The organism is Bacillus sp. BPN334, assembly GCF_008368885.1.
Classification (GTDB): Bacteria; Bacillota; Bacilli; order Bacillales; family Bacillaceae_G; genus Bacillus_A; species Bacillus_A wiedmannii.
Genome location: NZ_QOZW01000005.1, coordinates 206009 through 224730 on the forward strand (window position 1 = coordinate 206009; position 18722 = coordinate 224730).

Annotated in this window: 20 protein-coding genes; 11 read left to right on the forward strand and 9 right to left on the reverse strand. The window is 37.5% G+C overall.

Annotated elements, in window-relative coordinates; translation table 11 throughout:
* Positions 1 to 63 precede the first annotated feature (63 nt).
* Positions 64 to 1911 (reverse strand): asparagine synthase (glutamine-hydrolyzing), encoded by a 1848-nt coding sequence (gene asnB, locus DN393_RS05295; RefSeq protein WP_149173342.1) that lies wholly within the window; start codon positions 1909 to 1911, stop codon positions 64 to 66.
* Positions 1912 to 2150: 239 nt separating this feature from the next.
* Here asnB and DN393_RS05300 point away from each other — a divergent pair, with 239 nt between their 5' ends.
* On the forward strand, positions 2151 to 2705 hold the full coding sequence (locus tag DN393_RS05300; protein WP_088047844.1) for a DUF2777 domain-containing protein: 555 nt from the start codon (positions 2151 to 2153) through the stop codon (positions 2703 to 2705).
* A 58-nt stretch (positions 2706 to 2763) separates the two neighbouring features.
* Here the strand turns inward: DN393_RS05300 and DN393_RS05305 are convergent, their stop codons facing one another.
* On the reverse strand, positions 2764 to 3129 hold the full coding sequence (locus DN393_RS05305; RefSeq protein WP_000233490.1) for a YisL family protein: 366 nt from the start codon (positions 3127 to 3129) through the stop codon (positions 2764 to 2766).
* Between the two features lie 150 nt (positions 3130 to 3279).
* On the opposite strand from DN393_RS05305, the gene rocD reads away from it, so the two are divergent.
* Positions 3280 to 4470, forward strand: coding sequence for an ornithine aminotransferase (gene rocD / locus DN393_RS05310; RefSeq protein WP_000616651.1), 1191 nt, complete (start codon positions 3280 to 3282; stop codon positions 4468 to 4470).
* Between the two features lie 109 nt (positions 4471 to 4579).
* Positions 4580 to 4864, forward strand: coding sequence for a hypothetical protein (locus DN393_RS05315; protein WP_046956998.1), 285 nt, complete (start codon positions 4580 to 4582; stop codon positions 4862 to 4864).
* A 34-nt stretch (positions 4865 to 4898) separates the two neighbouring features.
* Here DN393_RS05315 and DN393_RS05320 read toward each other — a convergent pair whose 3' ends face one another.
* Complete coding sequence (locus DN393_RS05320) at positions 4899 to 5798, reverse strand: fumarylacetoacetate hydrolase family protein (protein ID WP_154131398.1); 900 nt, start codon at positions 5796 to 5798, stop codon at positions 4899 to 4901.
* A gap of 246 nt (positions 5799 to 6044) precedes the next feature.
* Here DN393_RS05320 and DN393_RS05325 point away from each other — a divergent pair, with 246 nt between their 5' ends.
* The 7 genes from DN393_RS05325 (at position 6045) to gerPF (ending at position 8305) form a co-directional block, all read left to right on the forward strand.
* Positions 6045 to 6224, forward strand: coding sequence for an aspartyl-phosphate phosphatase Spo0E family protein (locus tag DN393_RS05325; RefSeq protein ID WP_000462847.1), 180 nt, complete (start codon positions 6045 to 6047; stop codon positions 6222 to 6224).
* A 94-nt stretch (positions 6225 to 6318) separates the two neighbouring features.
* Complete coding sequence (gerPA, locus tag DN393_RS05330; protein ID WP_001111187.1) at positions 6319 to 6540, forward strand: spore germination protein GerPA; 222 nt, start codon at positions 6319 to 6321, stop codon at positions 6538 to 6540.
* 14 nt (positions 6541 to 6554) lie between these two features.
* Positions 6555 to 6761, forward strand: coding sequence for a spore germination protein GerPB (gene gerPB, locus DN393_RS05335; protein ID WP_048559586.1), 207 nt, complete (start codon positions 6555 to 6557; stop codon positions 6759 to 6761).
* 68 nt (positions 6762 to 6829) lie between these two features.
* A complete protein-coding gene (gerPC, locus tag DN393_RS05340; protein ID WP_149173343.1) occupies positions 6830 to 7444 on the forward strand; it encodes a spore germination protein GerPC in 615 nt (204 codons plus the stop codon).
* Positions 7445 to 7450: 6 nt separating this feature from the next.
* Positions 7451 to 7645 (forward strand): spore germination protein GerPD, encoded by a 195-nt coding sequence (gene gerPD / locus DN393_RS05345; protein ID WP_001102341.1) that lies wholly within the window; start codon positions 7451 to 7453, stop codon positions 7643 to 7645.
* A gap of 15 nt (positions 7646 to 7660) precedes the next feature.
* Positions 7661 to 8047 (forward strand): spore germination protein GerPE, encoded by a 387-nt coding sequence (locus tag DN393_RS05350; protein ID WP_000902339.1) that lies wholly within the window; start codon positions 7661 to 7663, stop codon positions 8045 to 8047.
* Between the two features lie 42 nt (positions 8048 to 8089).
* A complete protein-coding gene (gene gerPF / locus DN393_RS05355; protein ID WP_001141570.1) occupies positions 8090 to 8305 on the forward strand; it encodes a spore germination protein GerPF in 216 nt (71 codons plus the stop codon).
* A 79-nt stretch (positions 8306 to 8384) separates the two neighbouring features.
* On the opposite strand, the gene DN393_RS05360 is transcribed toward gerPF, so the two are convergent.
* From DN393_RS05360 to DN393_RS05395, 6 genes are all read right to left on the reverse strand, one after another.
* Positions 8385 to 8672: an RNA polymerase alpha subunit C-terminal domain-containing protein gene (locus DN393_RS05360; protein WP_064476838.1), complete on the reverse strand. Its 288-nt coding sequence runs from the start codon at positions 8670 to 8672 to the stop codon at positions 8385 to 8387.
* Positions 8673 to 8684: 12 nt separating this feature from the next.
* Positions 8685 to 12410 (reverse strand): helicase-exonuclease AddAB subunit AddA, encoded by a 3726-nt coding sequence (addA, locus tag DN393_RS05365; protein ID WP_149173344.1) that lies wholly within the window; start codon positions 12408 to 12410, stop codon positions 8685 to 8687.
* Complete coding sequence (gene addB / locus DN393_RS05370; RefSeq protein ID WP_149173345.1) at positions 12407 to 15922, reverse strand: helicase-exonuclease AddAB subunit AddB; 3516 nt, start codon at positions 15920 to 15922, stop codon at positions 12407 to 12409. Before addB ends, addA begins: the two co-directional genes overlap by 4 nt.
* Positions 15923 to 16038: 116 nt before the next feature.
* A complete protein-coding gene (lepB, locus tag DN393_RS05375; RefSeq protein ID WP_064476841.1) occupies positions 16039 to 16602 on the reverse strand; it encodes a signal peptidase I in 564 nt (187 codons plus the stop codon).
* A gap of 56 nt (positions 16603 to 16658) precedes the next feature.
* A complete protein-coding gene (locus tag DN393_RS05380) occupies positions 16659 to 17252 on the reverse strand; it encodes a TVP38/TMEM64 family protein (protein ID WP_000347517.1) in 594 nt (197 codons plus the stop codon).
* Between the two features lie 389 nt (positions 17253 to 17641).
* Positions 17642 to 18223: a competence protein ComK gene (locus DN393_RS05395; RefSeq protein ID WP_064476843.1), complete on the reverse strand. Its 582-nt coding sequence runs from the start codon at positions 18221 to 18223 to the stop codon at positions 17642 to 17644.
* Between the two features lie 284 nt (positions 18224 to 18507).
* Between DN393_RS05395 and DN393_RS05400 the strand changes: the two genes are divergently transcribed.
* Positions 18508 to 18693: a hypothetical protein gene (locus DN393_RS05400; protein ID WP_000391438.1), complete on the forward strand. Its 186-nt coding sequence runs from the start codon at positions 18508 to 18510 to the stop codon at positions 18691 to 18693.
* Positions 18694 to 18722: the final 29 nt, after the last annotated feature.

Here is an 18722-nt window from a genome sequence, read left to right on the forward strand (position 1 = left end):
GAATTTTATTTGACAATTTATTTAATAGAAAAGCGACTTACTTTTATGTAAGTCGCTTTTCTTCTATTCTTTAATATTTACCCCATACTCTTTAAACCAAACATGAATTTGCGCTAAATGAGCTAAAAGCTGCGGACCAGTCATTAATTGACCGAACCAAGGGGATTGAAATGCACTACCACCTGACTCAATTAATCCGCGCAGCTGTTCTTTATCAAATAGTTCGTGTAAAATTGATCCTTTATCCGTTAATAAATCTTGTAGCCATACTGTTACCACTTTCGTATAGTGCGGATTATGCGTTTTCGGATATGGGCTCTTCTTTCTATATAAGATGTCATTTGGAAGTAACCCTTCTAATGCTTTACGCAATAGACCTTTTTCGCGGTTTTTATACATTTTCATTTCCCAAGGAATATTCCACGCATATTCGACAAGTCGGTGATCCGCAAATGGAACACGTACTTCTAAGCTTGCCCCCATACTCATACGGTCTTTTCTGTCTAATAATGTTGTCATAAACCATACCATGTTCAAGTAAAATAATTGTCGTCTCTTTGCTTCAATTGGGCTTTCTCCCTCTAAAACAGGAACTTCTTGAATAGATTCTTCATAACGCTGCTGTACATATTGTTGTAAGTTTAATTTATTTCTCCATTCTTTCTTTAGCAGTTGTTCACGCGCTTCTGTAGAGCGCATCCACGGAAATGCACTCGATTGTAAATCATCTTCTCTATAAAACCACGGATAACCACCAAATATTTCGTCTGCACATTCCCCAGATAAACCGACGACAAAATCTTGTTTAATTTCGCGGCAAAACCATAATAATGAGGAATCGATATCTGCCATACCAGGCAAATCACGAACGAGTACCGCTTCTGTTAAATACTGTGCTAATTGTTCATTTGAAATGACGCAGCGATGATGGTTTGTTTGAAACGTCTCAGTCATCAAATGAATAAATGGCGCATCTGAATTCGGCTGAAACGCATTCGCTTTAAAGTATTTGTCATTATCTTCATAATCAACAGAGTATGTGTGTAATTGCCCTTTTCCTGACCTTGCGTATTCTTTCGCAGCAATTGCTGTAATTGCACTCGAATCTACACCGCCTGATAGAAAAGTACATAGTGGTACATCAGAAACGAGCTGCCTTGTAATCGCATCTTGTAATAAAAAGCGTGTTTTCTCTACTGTTTCTTCAAAGGAGTCTTCATGTTTTTTGCTTTCTACATTCCAATATCTCCATATACATAAACCGTTCTTTGAAAATGTCATCGCATGACCTGGGCGTAATTCTTTTATACCAGCATAAATGCCATGACCAGGTGTTCTAGACGGCCCAAGACCGAATATTTCAGATAACCCTTCTAACGTTACTTCCGCCTTCACATCTGGATGCGCTAGTATCGCTTTTAACTCTGAACCGAATAGTAATCGTCCACTATCATATTTATAAAATAGCGGTTTTACACCTAATCGATCTCGCGCAATAAATACTTGTTCTTTCTGTTCATCCCATACAGCAAACGCATATATACCGTTTAAATGATCGACACATTCTTCTTTCCATTCAATATACGACGCTAATAGCACCTCCGTATCAGAATGACCTTTGAACGTATATCCTCTTCTTAATAATTCCTTTCGAATATCTTCTGTATTATACAATTCACCGTTATAGCAAATTGCATAATTCGTCTCATCTTTTAAACAAGTCATCGGTTGTTTACCACCCTCAGGATCAACAACGATTAACCGTTTATGCCCAAATGCGACATTGCCTTTAATCCAAACTTTATTATCATCTGGGCCACGTTTCGCTAACGTCTCAGCCATCTTCGTAACGACGTCCCGTTCTCCTTCTAATGAGCGTTTATAATCCACCCATCCTGTAATTCCGCACATACGAATCATCCTTCCATCTTATTTCTTTTCCTAAACGAGCAGTAATCCCCACCCTTAGAGGTGCGGATCAAAAAATGAAAAACTTGACGATAACCTACCATCCACATACGGAATAGCATTTTCACTCAGTAAAACGTGTTTTATTGTATGCCCACCTATGTCTAGGTGTGTCTAGTTATAAAGAATGCACGAACTGTCTATAACAGAAATAACTACTTTTCATAAAGGAGAAATCATGTATGATAAAACGTAACCATATTTTATATAACCAGCCTCGCGCTCATACAGTCGGTAATGTAGAATATATAAACAATGAATGGGTGTTCTTTGATGATGAAAATGATGAAGCATTTTTATTAGAAGATATTGCCGAAGATGGCTTTGAGATTTTATATAACAACAACTGGCTACCAGCTCGTTTCTATGAACAAGATGTATTACAAATCGCCAATGAACAGCATCATTTGCAAAACGGAGAAATGATACGAATTCGAAAAAGATTACTTCTTAGCTATACGGAATGGCTCGAGGAATTACCTGACTCTGTCTTTACGTTATTAACCGAATCATTGCAATCGCTTCACTACTCTTTATATGATTGCATGTATTGTCATAATTATTTATCTTTCTTACCGAAAGAGGAAGCTTGCGAAGGAGTAAATATTCTTTTGTTCGATAACGAAGAGATGATTTGTGCGCTGCAGCACCATTTCGTTCGTCACGCTACGTCAAATAAAAACATGTTTCGTTTTACGAAAGTAAACGGAGAAGAGTTGCATATCGATGCGACCTAAAATAAAAAACCACCTTATCTCCCAAACATTTGAGATTATAAGGTGGTTTTATTTTTTATTAGAATACTTGCCAACCAATTGGTAATTTCAGTCCAAGGTAAAATACTGCTACTAGTGCAACAATAAATAATCCCCAAACTGCCCCTGTTGCTTTGTTCTTGCTCATTTTCACAAGAACCATTTCCATTCCACCGATAACTAAAATACCAGCTATCATTTTTAAACCATACCACATGTGCATGTTACTTGTTGCAGTCTTCATAATACCCATGTACAACATGAAACCTGTCACAATAATGATAATGTACATAAGACGAAGCCCCATATGTACACCTTTACCTTTTCTTCCTGCTGAATAAAGTGAATACGCAACGAAGAATAAAATTAAACCTAACGCCCATGCTGTAATATGCATATGTACCATCGTATCCCCTACCTCCTCTTTTCACACTTTTTCACTCTATATGATAACATGTTCATTTATTTTCAGGAAATGTTTCGCTTTTTTACATTTAAATGCTATAATATTTAGAGTATTTACAAACTTCTTGTAATAACAAAAGGGGGAACAATCATGATTCAAACTAAGGATATTATCGAACTTACAGACACATACGGGGCAAATAACTATCACCCACTTCCAATCGTTATTTCTAAAGCAGAAGGTGTTTGGGTAGAAGATCCTGAAGGAAACCGCTATATGGACTTATTAAGTGCATATTCTGCAGTAAACCAAGGTCATCGTCACCCAAAAATTATTAACGCTTTAATTGACCAAGCTAATCGTGTTACGTTAACTTCTCGTGCTTTCCATAGCGATCAATTAGGTCCTTGGTACGAAAAAGTTGCGAAACTAACTAATAAAGAAATGGTACTTCCAATGAATACAGGTGCAGAAGCTGTTGAAACTGCAATTAAAACAGCACGCCGCTGGGCTTATGACGTGAAGAAAGTAGAAGCAAACCGTGCTGAAATCATCGTTTGTGAAGATAACTTCCACGGCCGTACGATGGGTGCTGTTTCTATGTCTTCAAACGAAGAGTACAAGCGTGGATTCGGTCCAATGCTTCCTGGCATTATCGTAATTCCTTACGGTGATTTAGAAGCGTTAAAAGCTGCAATTACACCAAATACAGCTGCATTCATTTTAGAGCCAATCCAAGGTGAAGCAGGAATTAACATCCCACCAGCTGGTTTCTTAAAAGAAGCTCTTGAAGTATGTAAAAAAGAAAACGTTTTATTTGTAGCAGATGAAATCCAAACAGGTTTAGGCCGTACTGGTAAAGTATTTGCTTGTGACTGGGACAATGTAACTCCTGACATGTACATACTTGGTAAAGCACTTGGCGGCGGCGTATTCCCAATCTCTTGCGTAGCAGCAAACCGCGACATTTTAGGCGTATTCGAGCCAGGTTCTCACGGTTCTACATTCGGTGGTAACCCACTTGCATGTGCTGTTTCTATCGCAGCTCTTGAAGTGTTAGAAGAAGAAAAATTAACAGAGCGTTCTCTTCAATTAGGCGAAAAATTAGTTGGGCAATTAAAAGAAATTGATAACCCAATGATTACTGACATTCGTGGTAAAGGCTTATTCATCGGTATCGAATTAAACGAGCCAGCTCGTCCTTACTGTGAACAACTAAAAGCAGCTGGTCTATTATGTAAAGAAACACACGAAAATGTAATTCGTATCGCACCACCTCTAGTAATCTCTGAAGAAGATTTAGAGTGGGCGTTCCAAAAAATTAAAGCGGTATTATCGTAATAATAGAGAGGTTGTCCTACATGTTGGGACAACCTCTTTCTTTTTATATTGATTTATACTAAAATAAAATTGCAATTTTCTGTATTTTATTTTAGAAAGCAGGTACGATATGTTATTACGATATGGTAAACATATTAACTATTTAGCTACATCTTTTATTTTAGTTACATTCTTTGGCTTCCTCCTTTCCGTAACATTGCTTAGTCACTACTCAACTTCTACTACATTCACACTACTGAAAGCATCATTTTGGACTGCTGTTACCCTTACTATCATTGGTTTTGGACGAGAAAAAAGCGCACTTACGGTTATACTATTTGGTATTTGTACACTTGCATTCGTTGGTCTTTACACTTTTTCGGTTATCGATTACCTCTATCACCCAAGACCATAGAAAAGAGCTATCTTTTCACAAGATAGCTCTTTTTTCATTTCACTACATTTCGCAAAGTACCAATTCCTTCTACTGTAATGACCACTTCATCACCAGCATGCAAAAACTTCGGTGGTGTGAAACCTTTTCCGACACCAGCCGGCGTTCCTGTTGCGATAATATCGCCTGGCTCTAACGTCATTCCTTTACTTATCGTTGAAATGATTTCTTCTATTGAAAAAATCATTTTATTTGTATTTGAAGTTTGCCTTATTTCCCCATTTACTACCGTCTCAATGTGTAACGCATTTGGCGTTTCAACCATTGATTTATGAATTAGGTACGGTCCCATCGGACAAAATGTATCGAAACTTTTTCCAAGGAAAAATTGTTTATGCTTCCTTTGAATGTCGCGAGCAGTTATATCATTTATAATGGTATAACCAAAAACATGCTCAAGCGCTTTTTCTTTTTTTATTTGTTTCCCTCGCTTACCAATGATGATAGCTAGTTCTCCTTCATAGTCTAGTTCATTCGTTGCGTGGGGATGACTATTAATTTTTTCATCCATTCCAATAACTGTCGTCGGCGCTTTCGTAAAGATCATTATATTTTCTGGAATTGATTCTACTCCGCCCATCTCTATCGCATGCTCACGATAATTTTTTCCAACGCAAAGAATATTCTTCCTTGGCCTTGGAATTGGCGCTAATATTTTCACCTCAGTTAACGGATAATACGCCGCCCCTTCATTTTCCTTCGCCCAATTTACAATATCACATATTTTTTCAAAGCATTCGGTTCCTCTTTCAATACACTCTAACATTGTAATCGGAATCGTAACCTTTTCCCCTTTTTGTCTTTGCGCTTCTCTTACATGCAATACCTTTTCTTCCTCTTCATCCACAATACCTACAAATACCTTTTCATCTTTTTTCGCCGTTACCAAACGCAATATTTCCACTCTCCATCCTAAAACTCATACCCTTTAATTGTATTCGCATCCGTAAGAAAAAAACCTTCTCATGCACGCTAATTTTTACAATATTCTTCTCATATCCTATTCGTTACTCCTTTATATTTGGCATAAAATGTAGAAATTTTACTTTTTTTAGCGAAGGTATTTCTTTTTTATGGGTTTTTTGTATAATATGTACTACATATATACTAAAAATTTCATTTAGAGATGGAGCCGATTTCAATGTTTGAGCAAGCGATTGAAAAAAAACGTGAAAAAATGATTTACTTTGCTGAACGCTACGGAATGACTTCTCAAAAAACAGTGGATTGTAGCCAAGAACTGGACAGGCTCTTAAATGTAATTTGGCATGTACATACGGATTTTCACCCTAATCAAACACTCAATACACACACGCAATAACGTGTGTGTTTCTTTTATAAAAAAAAAACACATTTTATTGAAAACGCCCATACAATAGTAGAAAAGAAAATTTTAAAAACGAAAGGTGTTTTGTATGCCAGCTATGGTCGGACATATTCGTATCGTCAATATTGGATCAAGTGGTATTTTTCATATCGGAGATGTATTTGCGATTAGGCCTATTAGTTATTCACGCGCTTTCGCCGGGGCCGGCTCTTTTAATGTTGGAGATAACGTTTCTGTCTACAATTATCAAAGCGCAACGACTGTCAATGATTCAGATGTAATTGATCAAGCGATAATTGGTTCAACTTAGAGGAGGCGATTGCATTGAATCTTTATGTAAACCAAAGCATCATCATTAATAGCATTAAAATTGATAGCATTACAACCTCTTCTGTATTCCAAATTGGTACTGCAGGAAGTATTAAAGCTCTATCTAAATTCTCAAATAGTGGTGGATTTACAGAGCCCCTTCGCCCATTGCAGGCGAAAGGACAAATTATTTCTATCAAACCATCAACTAGTTCTTCTTAAGACATCCTTGTCATAAATATATAGCAGGAATATTTTTACCCTCCCTACTGAAAAGGAGGTTTCACAAAATGAATCAAGATATATATACTTACTTACACCAACTTCAACAAGCTCTTCAAGCACAGCAATCAACCATCCTTCATCTAGAAGATCAAGTGCGCCTATTACAAGAAGAGCTTACCGAATTAAAAAATCGCCCCTCCTCTTCTGTAGGAAAAGTGGAATACAAATTCGATCAATTAAAAGTAGAAAATTTAAATGGCACTTTAAATATTGGTTTAAATCCGTTTTCAGCAAAAGGACAGCAAATTGAAGATTTTCAAGTGGATACAGAAACGTTAAAAGTAAATCCTGAAACAGATACAAACCCAGATTTTTACCAAGGTATCCTTCAAGAAATGCATCGTTACTTAGATGAAGAAGCATATAATCGAATTCTCCATTTTGAACAAGAAGAGAGAACGCCGCTCGATGAAATGTATCGACAAATGATGGTTGATGACATAAAAAAACAGATGGAGCATAGGCTTCCTTATTATTTATCACAAGCACAATCATACGAAGATTCTTCAACAAATCCAGATTATTTACGCGATATCATTCTCCAAGCAATGAAACATGATATCGACAACGCCTTTCTATCTTTTATTCAACACATACCGGGTAATTTCCGAAAGGAGTAAGTATGTATGAATGTTAACGTTGTAAATCGCGAGTTAAAAGTCGGACAGATTAAAATGAACGGTGTATCGTCATCCGCACTCTTTTTAATTGGGGATGCAAATTTCCTCATACTATCTTCTATTCTCGATACACCATTTGAAACTGTTACAGAGGGTCCATTTGTACCATTAGTCACAGATGTCCCTCCTACTCCAGGTTAAGGAGACTGAGAAATTATGTTACATCATGTGTCTGTTGTCCAAAATGTTTCTATTATTTCTTTGGGGATTACTGCTGTATTTCAAGTTGGAGATGCAAATCAAATGGAATTAAAAAGTAGAGCTCTTGCCGTCCACAGGGAAATTCCTTGTTATATAAAAGACGAAGGCCGCTTAGACGCATTTGAAATCTTTACAGATGAACACATTACAATCCCAAAACGAACGACAGATGTAAAATTAAACATTGTAAATGAATGCCCTTTTATTGAAGTAAACAATGTTGAATTGCGAACACTTTTAAATTCTGGTTGCTTTCAAATTGGAAATGTTGATTATGTTTTTAATAACTCTCGTATTATGCAAATTCGCCAATATATTACGGATGAACCTTCCGCACAATAATTCATATAGTAATTAAAAAGCTTAGTAAAGTGGGTGGATAGTATGCCTTCTGTTGTTGGAAATCTCGTCGTTCAAAACAGTAATGGTTCGTTCAATTTAGGGGATTTTTATAACGTGTCTCCAAAAGAAAATACGAAAGCTTATAATGGATCCGGAGCTTCCAATGTTGGATTTGTCGTGAACACTTTTAGCGGTGTTAGTGCAACAAATACGTTTGATTCTGATGTGGCCGATCAAGATCAGATCGGAACAGCATAAAAAAAGTAGGAGATATTCTCCTACTTTTTTCTTTTATCTCATTCAAGATTATCAAAAAAACACTGTTTACTGTTTCATTTTATTTAAATGATAATCCGCTCTCCTCCAAAGCCTTTCTAAGCTTCGGCAAAGATGCTGGTCCCATACCATGTAGTTTTAAAATTTCTTTTTCACTATACTTTGAGAGTTCTTCTATCGTGTGAATGCCATGATGTTGCAACGCATTTCGTGCTGGTGATGAAAGAAGTGAAAGAAACCCTGTTGTTGGTTTCTTTTCTTTCTCACAAGCTGGGCAAGTTGGACAATCGCTACTTTTATAGTATTCATGTCCTTTTTCACACGTTCTTAACGTTTTTTCCGTTGCCATTTTCAAGTCCCTCTATTCTTCAATTTTCACAACATGATTGCCATCAAAGAAGTATAAGCATTTCTCTTTCACGGGATGTTGCAAGCTTTTTTCAAGTGCCTTTGCATATAACGAAAGCTGCACTTTGTATCGATCTTCTAAAATTGGTTTTGCTTGATCGAATCCACCTGGGAACTTTCCTTCAATCGTATCCGTTTTAAAATCAATTAAAGTGATACCGTCTTCCTCTTCAATCATGCAGTCGATAACCCCTTGGACAAGTATTGTTTCGTCATTCTTACCTTGCCAATCTTGATACGCCTCTTCTGCTGCAAGCATCATCGTAAATGGTACTTCACGCTCAACACTTTTCGCCGCTAATACCCTTTTACCTAGGTCACTGTCAAAGAATGAAATGACTTTTTCAATTGCTATTTCTTCAGCTTGTTCGAATGTTAATAACTCCTTATTTACCATTCCGGCAATTTGCTCTCGAATCACTTCTTCTGTAATCGGCTTCTTCAAATCAACATGCTGCATAACAGCGTGAACTGCCGTACCTCTTTCAGCATACGTTAATCCTTTTTTCTCCATAAAACGAGGGCGTGTTTTAATTGGTGCACGCAGTTTTTTAATAAAGGCATTATCGCTACCTTCTTCTGATTGGTAGTTTCTCTTTATTTCTGTAACAGACTGTTTCGCACGGTGAGACGTTGCTTCCTCATATCCGTACTTCCACATCAATCTGTCGTACACTTCTTCTTTCCGTTCACTTTGTAGCGGAACAGCTTTTTTTTCACGAAGTGCTTCTAACAATTCTTGTTTCTCTTCTTGAACCGGTTCCGGTGCAAGTAACGTTTTGCCGTCAACAACTTCTACTTTCCAGCTCGTGTCATATCCATAAATTTCACCCGGAATGCTTCCTTGTCCTAATTCAAGAAGCATTTCACTATCACGATGTCTATATAATGAAGGTGCAATCCAGTCTAAATAACAAGACGCTCCGGCACGTATATGGTCTGGTAATAACCATTCACTATGCTCCCTTGCATCGAGCCATTTTTCCATTTCTTTATTGGCATCTTTAACCGTTCCAATTAAAATTAACTTCTCTTTCGCACGCGTTAACGCTACGTATAACACGCGCATTTCTTCCGCGATTAATTCCATTTTCATTTTACGCTTAATTGCTAGTTGCGATAATGTCGTATATTTAATTCGTTTACGAGGATCGATAAATTGTGAACCGAAACCGAAGTCTTTATGCAGTAAGAAACGTTTCATTAAATCTTGTGTATTAAAACGACGACCTAGTCCCGCTACAAATACGACTGGGAACTCAAGTCCTTTACTTTTATGAATCGTCATAATACGAACCACATCTTCTTGTTCACCTAAAGCTCTCGCTGTTCCCATATCATCACCGCGTTCTAAAATACGCTCAATAAAGCGTAAGAAACGGAATAATCCTCTAAACGATGTTGCTTCATATTGTCTTGCACGGTCATAAAGTACACGTAAGTTTGCTTGCCTTTGCTTTCCGGCTGGTAAACCGCCGACAAAGTCGTAATAACCTGTCTCACCGTACACTTTCCAAATTAAATCAGAAAGTGACTGTTGACGCGCGAATTCACGCCATCCTTGCAGTAAGTTATAAAACCACTGTAATTTATCATGTAATTCTTGTTCCTCTTCAAGCGGTGCCCCTTTTAAGAATGAGCTCATTACTTCATAAAACGAACCTTTCTTTCCGTGAGCACGAAGTGTCGCAAGTTCTTCATCATTTAGTCCAACGATTGGTGAACGAAGTACGGCGGCAAGCGGGATATCTTGCATCGGATTATCGATCACGCGGAATACGTTCATCATAATATTTACTTCTGTCGCTTCAAAGTAACCAGTCGCAAGATCAGCGTATACTGGAATTCCTTGCAGCTTTAACTCTTCCATAATTTGCGGCGCCCACGGCATAGAGCGAAGTAAAATAACGAAGTCACGGTATTGTACAGGGCGCATACTATCCGTTTTACGATCATACACTTCATAACCTGAATCAACCATCGCTTTAATACGCTGCGCCATAAGACGAGCTTCAAGTTGTGCTTTTTCTACTTCTGCACCTTCTTCACCTTCTGGCACTTCTTCTTCTGTTTGCTGAATACATAGTAGTTCAGCCGCTACATCTTCACCTTCTGGATAGCTAGCACCTAGCTTTAATTCAGCATCAGCATCATAATCGATTTCTCCGACTTCTTCGCCCATAATTTGTTTGAAGATAAAGTTCGTACCCGCTAACACTTCATGACGACTACGGAAGTTTTTCGCTAAGTCTATCTTCATTCCACCGTCTAATCCTTCTTGTGTGAAGCGTTTATACTTCCCTAGGAACAGGCCTGGTTCTGCTAGTCGGAAACGATAAATCGACTGCTTCACGTCACCTACCATGAATAAGTTTCCTTCACTCTCAGAATCTTTCGTTACAAATTTAATAATGGATTCCTGCACAAAGTTCGTATCTTGATATTCATCAACTAGTACTTCAGCAAATTTATTACGATATTGAAGCGCTACTGCTGATGGATTCATTTCACCGTTTTCATTTTGTTCACTTAAAATTTGTAAACAGAAATGCTCTAAATCTGTGAAATCAACCATTCCTTTATCTCGCTTCATCGTTTGAAAACGCTCTGTAAATACTTTTACAAGCTGTACGAGTTTTTCTAATACAGGATGCATATCTTGAAAATCTCGTAAGAAACTTTCAGGTCTACGGCTAAATAACTCTTCTTGTAATTTCTTCACTTCATCTTTCGCTTTATTACGAAGTGAGTCTACTTGTTTTACAACATCCTCGTTGTAATCACTTTTCTTAATGCGCTTTAACGTTTGCCACGATACATTTTGCATCGCTTCATATACACTTGTCCATGACTCACAAGCTGATGATGATAACGTTCCAAGTAAAACTGCATCTGCTTGCAGGGTTTCAACGCGGGGCGCCGGACCGTCAGGAAGCATTGCAAGTTCCGTCGCTTTACGAATATGTGCCTCTGCTGTTTCAAGCTGGAATTTCACATCTTCTAATAAGTAAGAAGCATACACTAAATCTTCAATTGTCTTTCCTTCCACGTCGTATGCTTCTACTAATTTATCGAGCCATTTTTCCGGATTTGGATGCGCTCTTGATTCTGTATGAAGCGCTAAAATCATACGCTGTAAGTCATCATCACTACGGTCACTCGTATAACGATCAACGAGTTCAAAGAAAATACCATTATCTTCAATTCCGTACTCTTCTTCTAATATGTCATCTAATACTTCTTCTTTTAACAGTTCATTTTCCGTTTGATTCGCAATGCGGAAACGAGGATCCACATCAAGCATGTAATAGTATCCTCTAATTACTTGTAAACAAAATGAATGGATTGTCGAAATAGAAGCTTTATTTAATAAGCTAAGCTGCTTTCTTACATGCTGCGAGCCTGGCTCATCAATTAATACTTTTTCTAGCGCTTCCCCAATTCTGTTTTTCATCTCTTGCGCCGCTGCATTCGTAAATGTTACAACGAGCAGGCGGTCGACATCGACTGGGTTTTCTTCACTTATAATCTTTTTAATAATACGTTCAACTAATACTGCTGTTTTCCCTGATCCAGCTGCTGCCGCGACTAATATATCACGTCCGTTCGCTACAACCGCTTTCCACTGGTCATCTGTCCACTGACTACCTACTGGTTTTTTAGGCCAATTTCCAATCATTCTCCGCCAACCTCCTCTCTAATTTTCTCCATCGCTTCGCTATCTTTCATATCTTTTAGCGTACGGAACTGGTTATCTTCAAGTGATTCATCGAACTGACAAACAGATTTGAAGTTACAGAACGTACACGCCGCTTTATTCCCCTTCTTATAAGGAGCAATATCAATAACGCCTTCTGTAATGTCTTTTCCGATATTTTCAAACGTATGGTGTACGTATTTTTGAAGTACGTTAAACTCTTGTTCACTTGCAATACTTGAACGCGCACTAAAGCTACCGTCTTTTTTCAAACCAGCAGAAATAATATCAGAACTTCCTGTTGAAAGTTTGTTATCCATTAAACGAACAACATCAGCGTCTCCTAGTACGAGCCCTTTCATTTTAAATTTCTTTAAAATTTCTTTCTCAATTTCTGCTTCAGATGCGTCACCTTTCATCTCAACGATCGGGTTATGAATATGGAAGTACAGTACACCAGCCGGTGATGCCGTGCCGCCTTTTTTCATCCACGTATGTGCATTTGAAGTAACAACATCTAAATACGTTAACATTTGAAGTGCTAATCCGTAATACACTTCCGTTAAATCTAACGCTTTTGAGCTTGATTTATAGTCAATAATGCGTAGGAACGTTCCGTTTTCATCTTCCGCCTTATCAACACGGTCAATACGACCAACTACTTCCATCTTCACACCATTTGGTAATGAGAACTCCATCGGCGGAAGCGACCCTGTACCGCCCATACCGAATGGCACTTCTAAATCAACTGGTACGAAACCGCTTGACTTCGCATGTTCACGAAGAATGATTGATGTACGGAAAATGATTTGTTGTAGTTTTTGTTTTAAATAGAAATGACGATTTGAACTTAATAAAATTTGTCTTTGTAATAACGGTGCAATCTCTTCTATTACTACAGTAGAAAGATGCTCACACTCTTTTATTGATAAATCCGCCCAAGTACGGTTTTCACGTAATAGCCTGTCCGCAATTCTCTTCAGCGCTGCATGGAATAGTTCCCCGATATCGGGTGCATCCAGTTTGAAAATATCACGCTCTCTTAAGGATAAACCGTGCTGCGCGAAATGAGCATATGCGCAACGGTTAAATAGTTCCATACGAGATACGCTTCCTTTTATTTTATCCCCGTATAAATCTCTACTTACAACTGTACTTAGCTTTTGCGCACGATTTCGGTAGAATAAACTTGATAATACGCGGCTACTTTTTTGTTTCCATTCATCTGAAGTTACGTAGAAGTTATATACATCCCACCAAAAATCTAAATTCCCTTCAAATCCATATCGCTTCCACGTTTGAAGTTGCTGCATAACATATGACAACGTTACTTCTGGCGTTGCTACGTATGAAATTTGTTCCGAACGTGATAAATCATTTACGTCATTTGTAATAAATGTATCTTTCACATCAGGGAACATTCTTTTTATTTTCTTAATAAAGCTAGACGCAAGTAACGTCTTCCCTTCTTCATCTGCAAGAGGGCATGAAATATATAATTTCTCAGTTGCTCTCGTTACCATTTGATACATAACGAACTGTTCTTCTAATAAGGTTTGTCTCGTCGTTGGTGCTAATTCGATACCTGCAACGCTAAGAACATCTCTTTCCTCATCAGAAAGCATCCCTTCATCCATTGGTGCTGCCGGAATAACTCCTTCATTCACGCCAATGACAAATGTTGCTTTCACATTTGATAATCTTGAACGATCAATATTAGCAATTAACACTTGGTCTAATGACGGCGGAATGTTTGCGAATTGAAGCGCCTCAAGACCTGTCGACATAACATCTGCGAACATAGAAAGTGACATTTTCTCTTCGCCAAGCATCTCAACGAACGTATCAAGAAGACTCATTACTTCTTCCCATACTTGCTCATGATCTGTCGCAAATAAGAAATCTCCGCTCTCTTCTGCGCGAATACGTAATGCTTCTAGTTTTTTCGGAACGTCTAGCTCTTCTAAAAATAAGTAAACCGCTTCGCACATTTGCATAACTGTTCCCGCACGCTTCAGCCTTTTTTGCATACGAATAACAGGCGTTCTTACAACATCGCGCAGTCGATTTATTCTCTCTTCCATTTCCCGTTCACTGTCTGTAATCATCCCGTCCGTATCGTCAAGAGAACGATAGCGGCGATACATCCACGGATCCTCAGAAGTCCATCTCTTCCCTTGTACACCGTACGCTAAACAGTAGTTTTCAAACTCATCCATCTCTTCGCGCATCGTTTCTTTTCTTACGTCTAGTGGATATAAAAGCTCTGTTTTCACGCAGCGGAACACTGCATCATAACGCCAATTTCCGCTAATAATCTCGAGTGCAGAACGAATGCATTCTACTAGCGGATGATGTGACATCGGGCGTTTTTCATCGATGAAATGCGGGATATTATAATCTGTAAATAGCGTTCGCATCACATCGTAATAACTTTCCCCGTTACGAAGAAGAACTGCAATATCTCGGTAACGATAGTCTTCATCCGCCACAAGTCTACGAATTTCACGAGCAACACCTTCTACTTCAGCCCGTAAATTCGCTGCTGTACTAATCGTTACACTTGCTTCTCCGTGAAACTTTTCATTTGGACGTGCTTCATAATGCGTTTCTAAATGCGCTAATGCTTGCGAATGAAAACGCGGTTGTTCCATAAGTGGAATCGTTTTTTCAATTTCTATCTTCTCTTCACGCGCCACTTGCTTTATTTTTTCATACGTTAACGTCGTTTCATAGAATAAATCTAGTTCATTTACTGGCTGCGCTAACGTTTTTTCATCTATCGTTAACGTGATCGTAACTCTCGCTCCGCAAATCATAAGCTGTCTTAAAATTTCTAGTTCTTGCGGTGAAAATGAATGAAATCCATCTATATAAATTTCAGCCCCTTTTACATATTCAGACTGTGGAAGCTTTTCGACTAGCAATTGTAGGTAGTCTTCTGAATCCAAATATTTTCCGATTAAAGCACGTTCAAAATCATCATATAATAGTTGTAAATCATACACTTTATTCGCTAATAGCTTTTGTTCTGCACTGCTACTATGTGCGTCTAATTGTTGCCACATTTCATATACGTTAGATGGCGTCACATTGTAACGTTTAAACTCCGCAATCATACTACCAAGATGTTCAAAGAAACCGTTTTGCTCCGCTGCTTTTTGGAACACCGATAATCCCTCTTTACGAGACTCAACAATTTTACGAAGCAACATATGTACGCCCGCTTCATCAATGTGAAGACGACTCGCTCCGCCAACTTCTTGCAGCACCTTCCACGCTAATCGTGAAAAACTAAAAACTTGTGCCCGAATAGAACCTCTTACATCCTCACTCCCGATTAACGCCTGCTGCGTTTGGAATGTCATCTGTTCTGGCACAAGATATAATATTGTTTCCCCTCTTGGGCGTTGCTTTAACTCTTCCTGCACTTCGTGTAAACAAAGTGTACTTTTTCCACTTCCCGCTCTACCAATCACAAATCGAAGTGACATGTAACCCCACCTTTCACTTACATAACGAACGTTAGTTTGCTACTATAATTGTATTATAGGACACGAAAAAAGACAAACAGAGTAGTTTGTCTTTTTCTATACTTCTACCTATTATATCAACCTTTTGAAAAATTCGTTTGCACCTCTTGAATTGGCCAATATCGTAAATCAACTTTACCGACAACTGTATCAGCTTTTACAAATCCAAAATGTCTACTATCCCAGCTCCCGAGGCGATTATCACCTACTACAAAAATATATCCAGGCGGCACCGAATTTTCTTTCGTTAACTCTTCTAGTTTAAAATCACCCGTTAGTTGTCGTCCATTTACCTCTTTCTTATACGTCTCTAAATAAGGTTCATCTACGAATTGTCCGTTTATATACAGTTTATCATGCTTATATTCAATTTGATCCCCAGGTAGACCGATAATTCGTTTTACGTAGTCCTCTTTTTTATTCGCATGAAACACAACAACATCAAACCTGTTCAAGTCCCCTACTTGATAACTCACCTTATTTACAACGAGCATATTGCCATCTTGCAATGTTGGCATCATTGACTTCCCCTCTACAACGTACGTTGAAAAGAAAAACGTTCGAAAAAATACAGCTAATAATACACCAATTAAAATTGTTCGTATCCACTCTATGCCTTCTTTTTTCAAAGTTTTCTTCATCCGCTTCTCCCCTTACCCTTTAATAATGAAGCCTGCATTTATAAAGAAGACTATTCTTAATGTAGTTCTAACTTTACTTCGATTTTCTTACCGACATACCATAAAATAAAAATACCAATTGCTACAATGACGGATTTCACCGGATTATGAATAAATGACATTAAATCATGACCGATATACGTTAAAATAAAAATCATCACAAGCTTTCCGAACGCGAGCGCAAGTCCAAACTGCTTTACACTAATGCGAGATAAACCAGCGACAACATTTATAAGCGCAGACGGTGTAAACGGAAAACAAAATATGACGAAAATTGGAGCAAACCCTTTCCTTTCAATCCACCCCATTGCCTTTCGTACTCTCTCATGCTTATTTACAAAAGAAAAGAAACGACTTCGGCCAAAATGGCGGATAATGAAAAAGACAAGTAAGGCGCCCATTACTGATCCAAGCCAAGAATAAAGAAAACCGAGCCAAAATCCAAATGCAACAGCATTCGCCAGTACAAATACGATGAGCGGCAATGCCGGAATCAACGCTTCTATCATCGGTAAACCAATACCAAGAAGTGGTCCGAACGCTTTATAGCTTTCAACAATATGATCCATATTTTCTGGTGAAAAATACTCTTTGATTGTCTGAAAATCCATTCTACACTTTACCCCTTTACTCTAAGTACTACCTCTACTGTATCATCGCTTATATGAAAGAGGAAATGGTAGATACGTCATATGGAGATGTAATTATTAAGTTTCCATATCTCTCATTAGAATTCCTTCATTATTACGCTATGATAATCTATCAATATTCGACAGAATGTTTTGCGATTTTGGAAATAATCCTTTTGTTTTAATTGCAAATTCCTCCGTAACTGAAATTATATCGGCGGTTTTCTGAATATATCGATTGTAACTCGCATTTTATCAGCGATTTTTCAAATATATCAACCACAACTCGATTTTTATCAGCGATTTTTCGAATATATCGACTTACCGACAAAAGCTGACAAATAAAAAAAGATGGGGGTTCCCCCATCCTCTCACATTTCGCCTTCCTTAACAAAATACACTTTCTCATATGCTGGTTTTAATCTAGATTCCTCATTTTTATCAATTAATTTAAAGGAAGGATTTCCTTGTTTTTTTCTACGATCTTCATATTCAGTACGCAATTTCGCTGTACGATTTTGTTGATTTTCAAAACTACTTTTTGATATTTCTAATTTCACAGCAAAGCCATTTATAAATCTAACAATAACATTTCCATCTTTTAACTCTTTATTACTTTCAATATAAAAATGAGACAACCAAGCGCACTCTTTTCTAGAGTAAGAATACGTAGGGAAAAAATAAAATTGATCTGCCGGACTAATCGCAATCGGTGCTTTATGTGTAATATGAGTTAACTCTTTCGTTCCTTCTTTTCTGCCTAAGAAACTAGAGCCATGCTTGCGGCAACTTCTTTCTATAATATCTAGGGGCTTTTGAAACACGAAAAAAGAATCTTCCATCTCAACAACTCGTGTAACAATTTTCTTTTCACTTAGAATAACAGGAAGTAAGGCCATTGTATTTTTATTTACCACATAGTTTTCGACATAGCGTTCTACTTTACTTTCCATATTCTACTGTCTCCTTTTTTACATTTATATTAGCAGCTGCATATATAATTTTAGCATCTATGAAAAGGAAATGGTTTACAGATTCCGATTTTTTACAATAATTTATCATTTATCAAATATCTTTTAAATTATAAATTAACACTATAGTGATTTCATAATAAAAAGCCTATATAAAATGTATTTATAATACCTATAAATATTTACAACTACTTCCTCATTTCGCATCATTACGACAATTAACTTTGCTATAATTAAAAGGAAAATCCAATATATGGAGGTCCACTATGGAAGAAAAAGAAATGCAACCAACGATTCAAATGAAAAATAGTAGCATTGTAATCGTGAAAAATTCAGCTAGTATTATATTCGGTTTGTTTTTCATTCTACTATTCTTCGCAAAGCCTTTTCGTAAATCGAAATGCTCTGAATGTAAGAAACGCGAGAAGAAAAAGATTGGAAAAGAAGAGTAAAAGGCCTTCCATTTTGGAAAGCCTTTTAC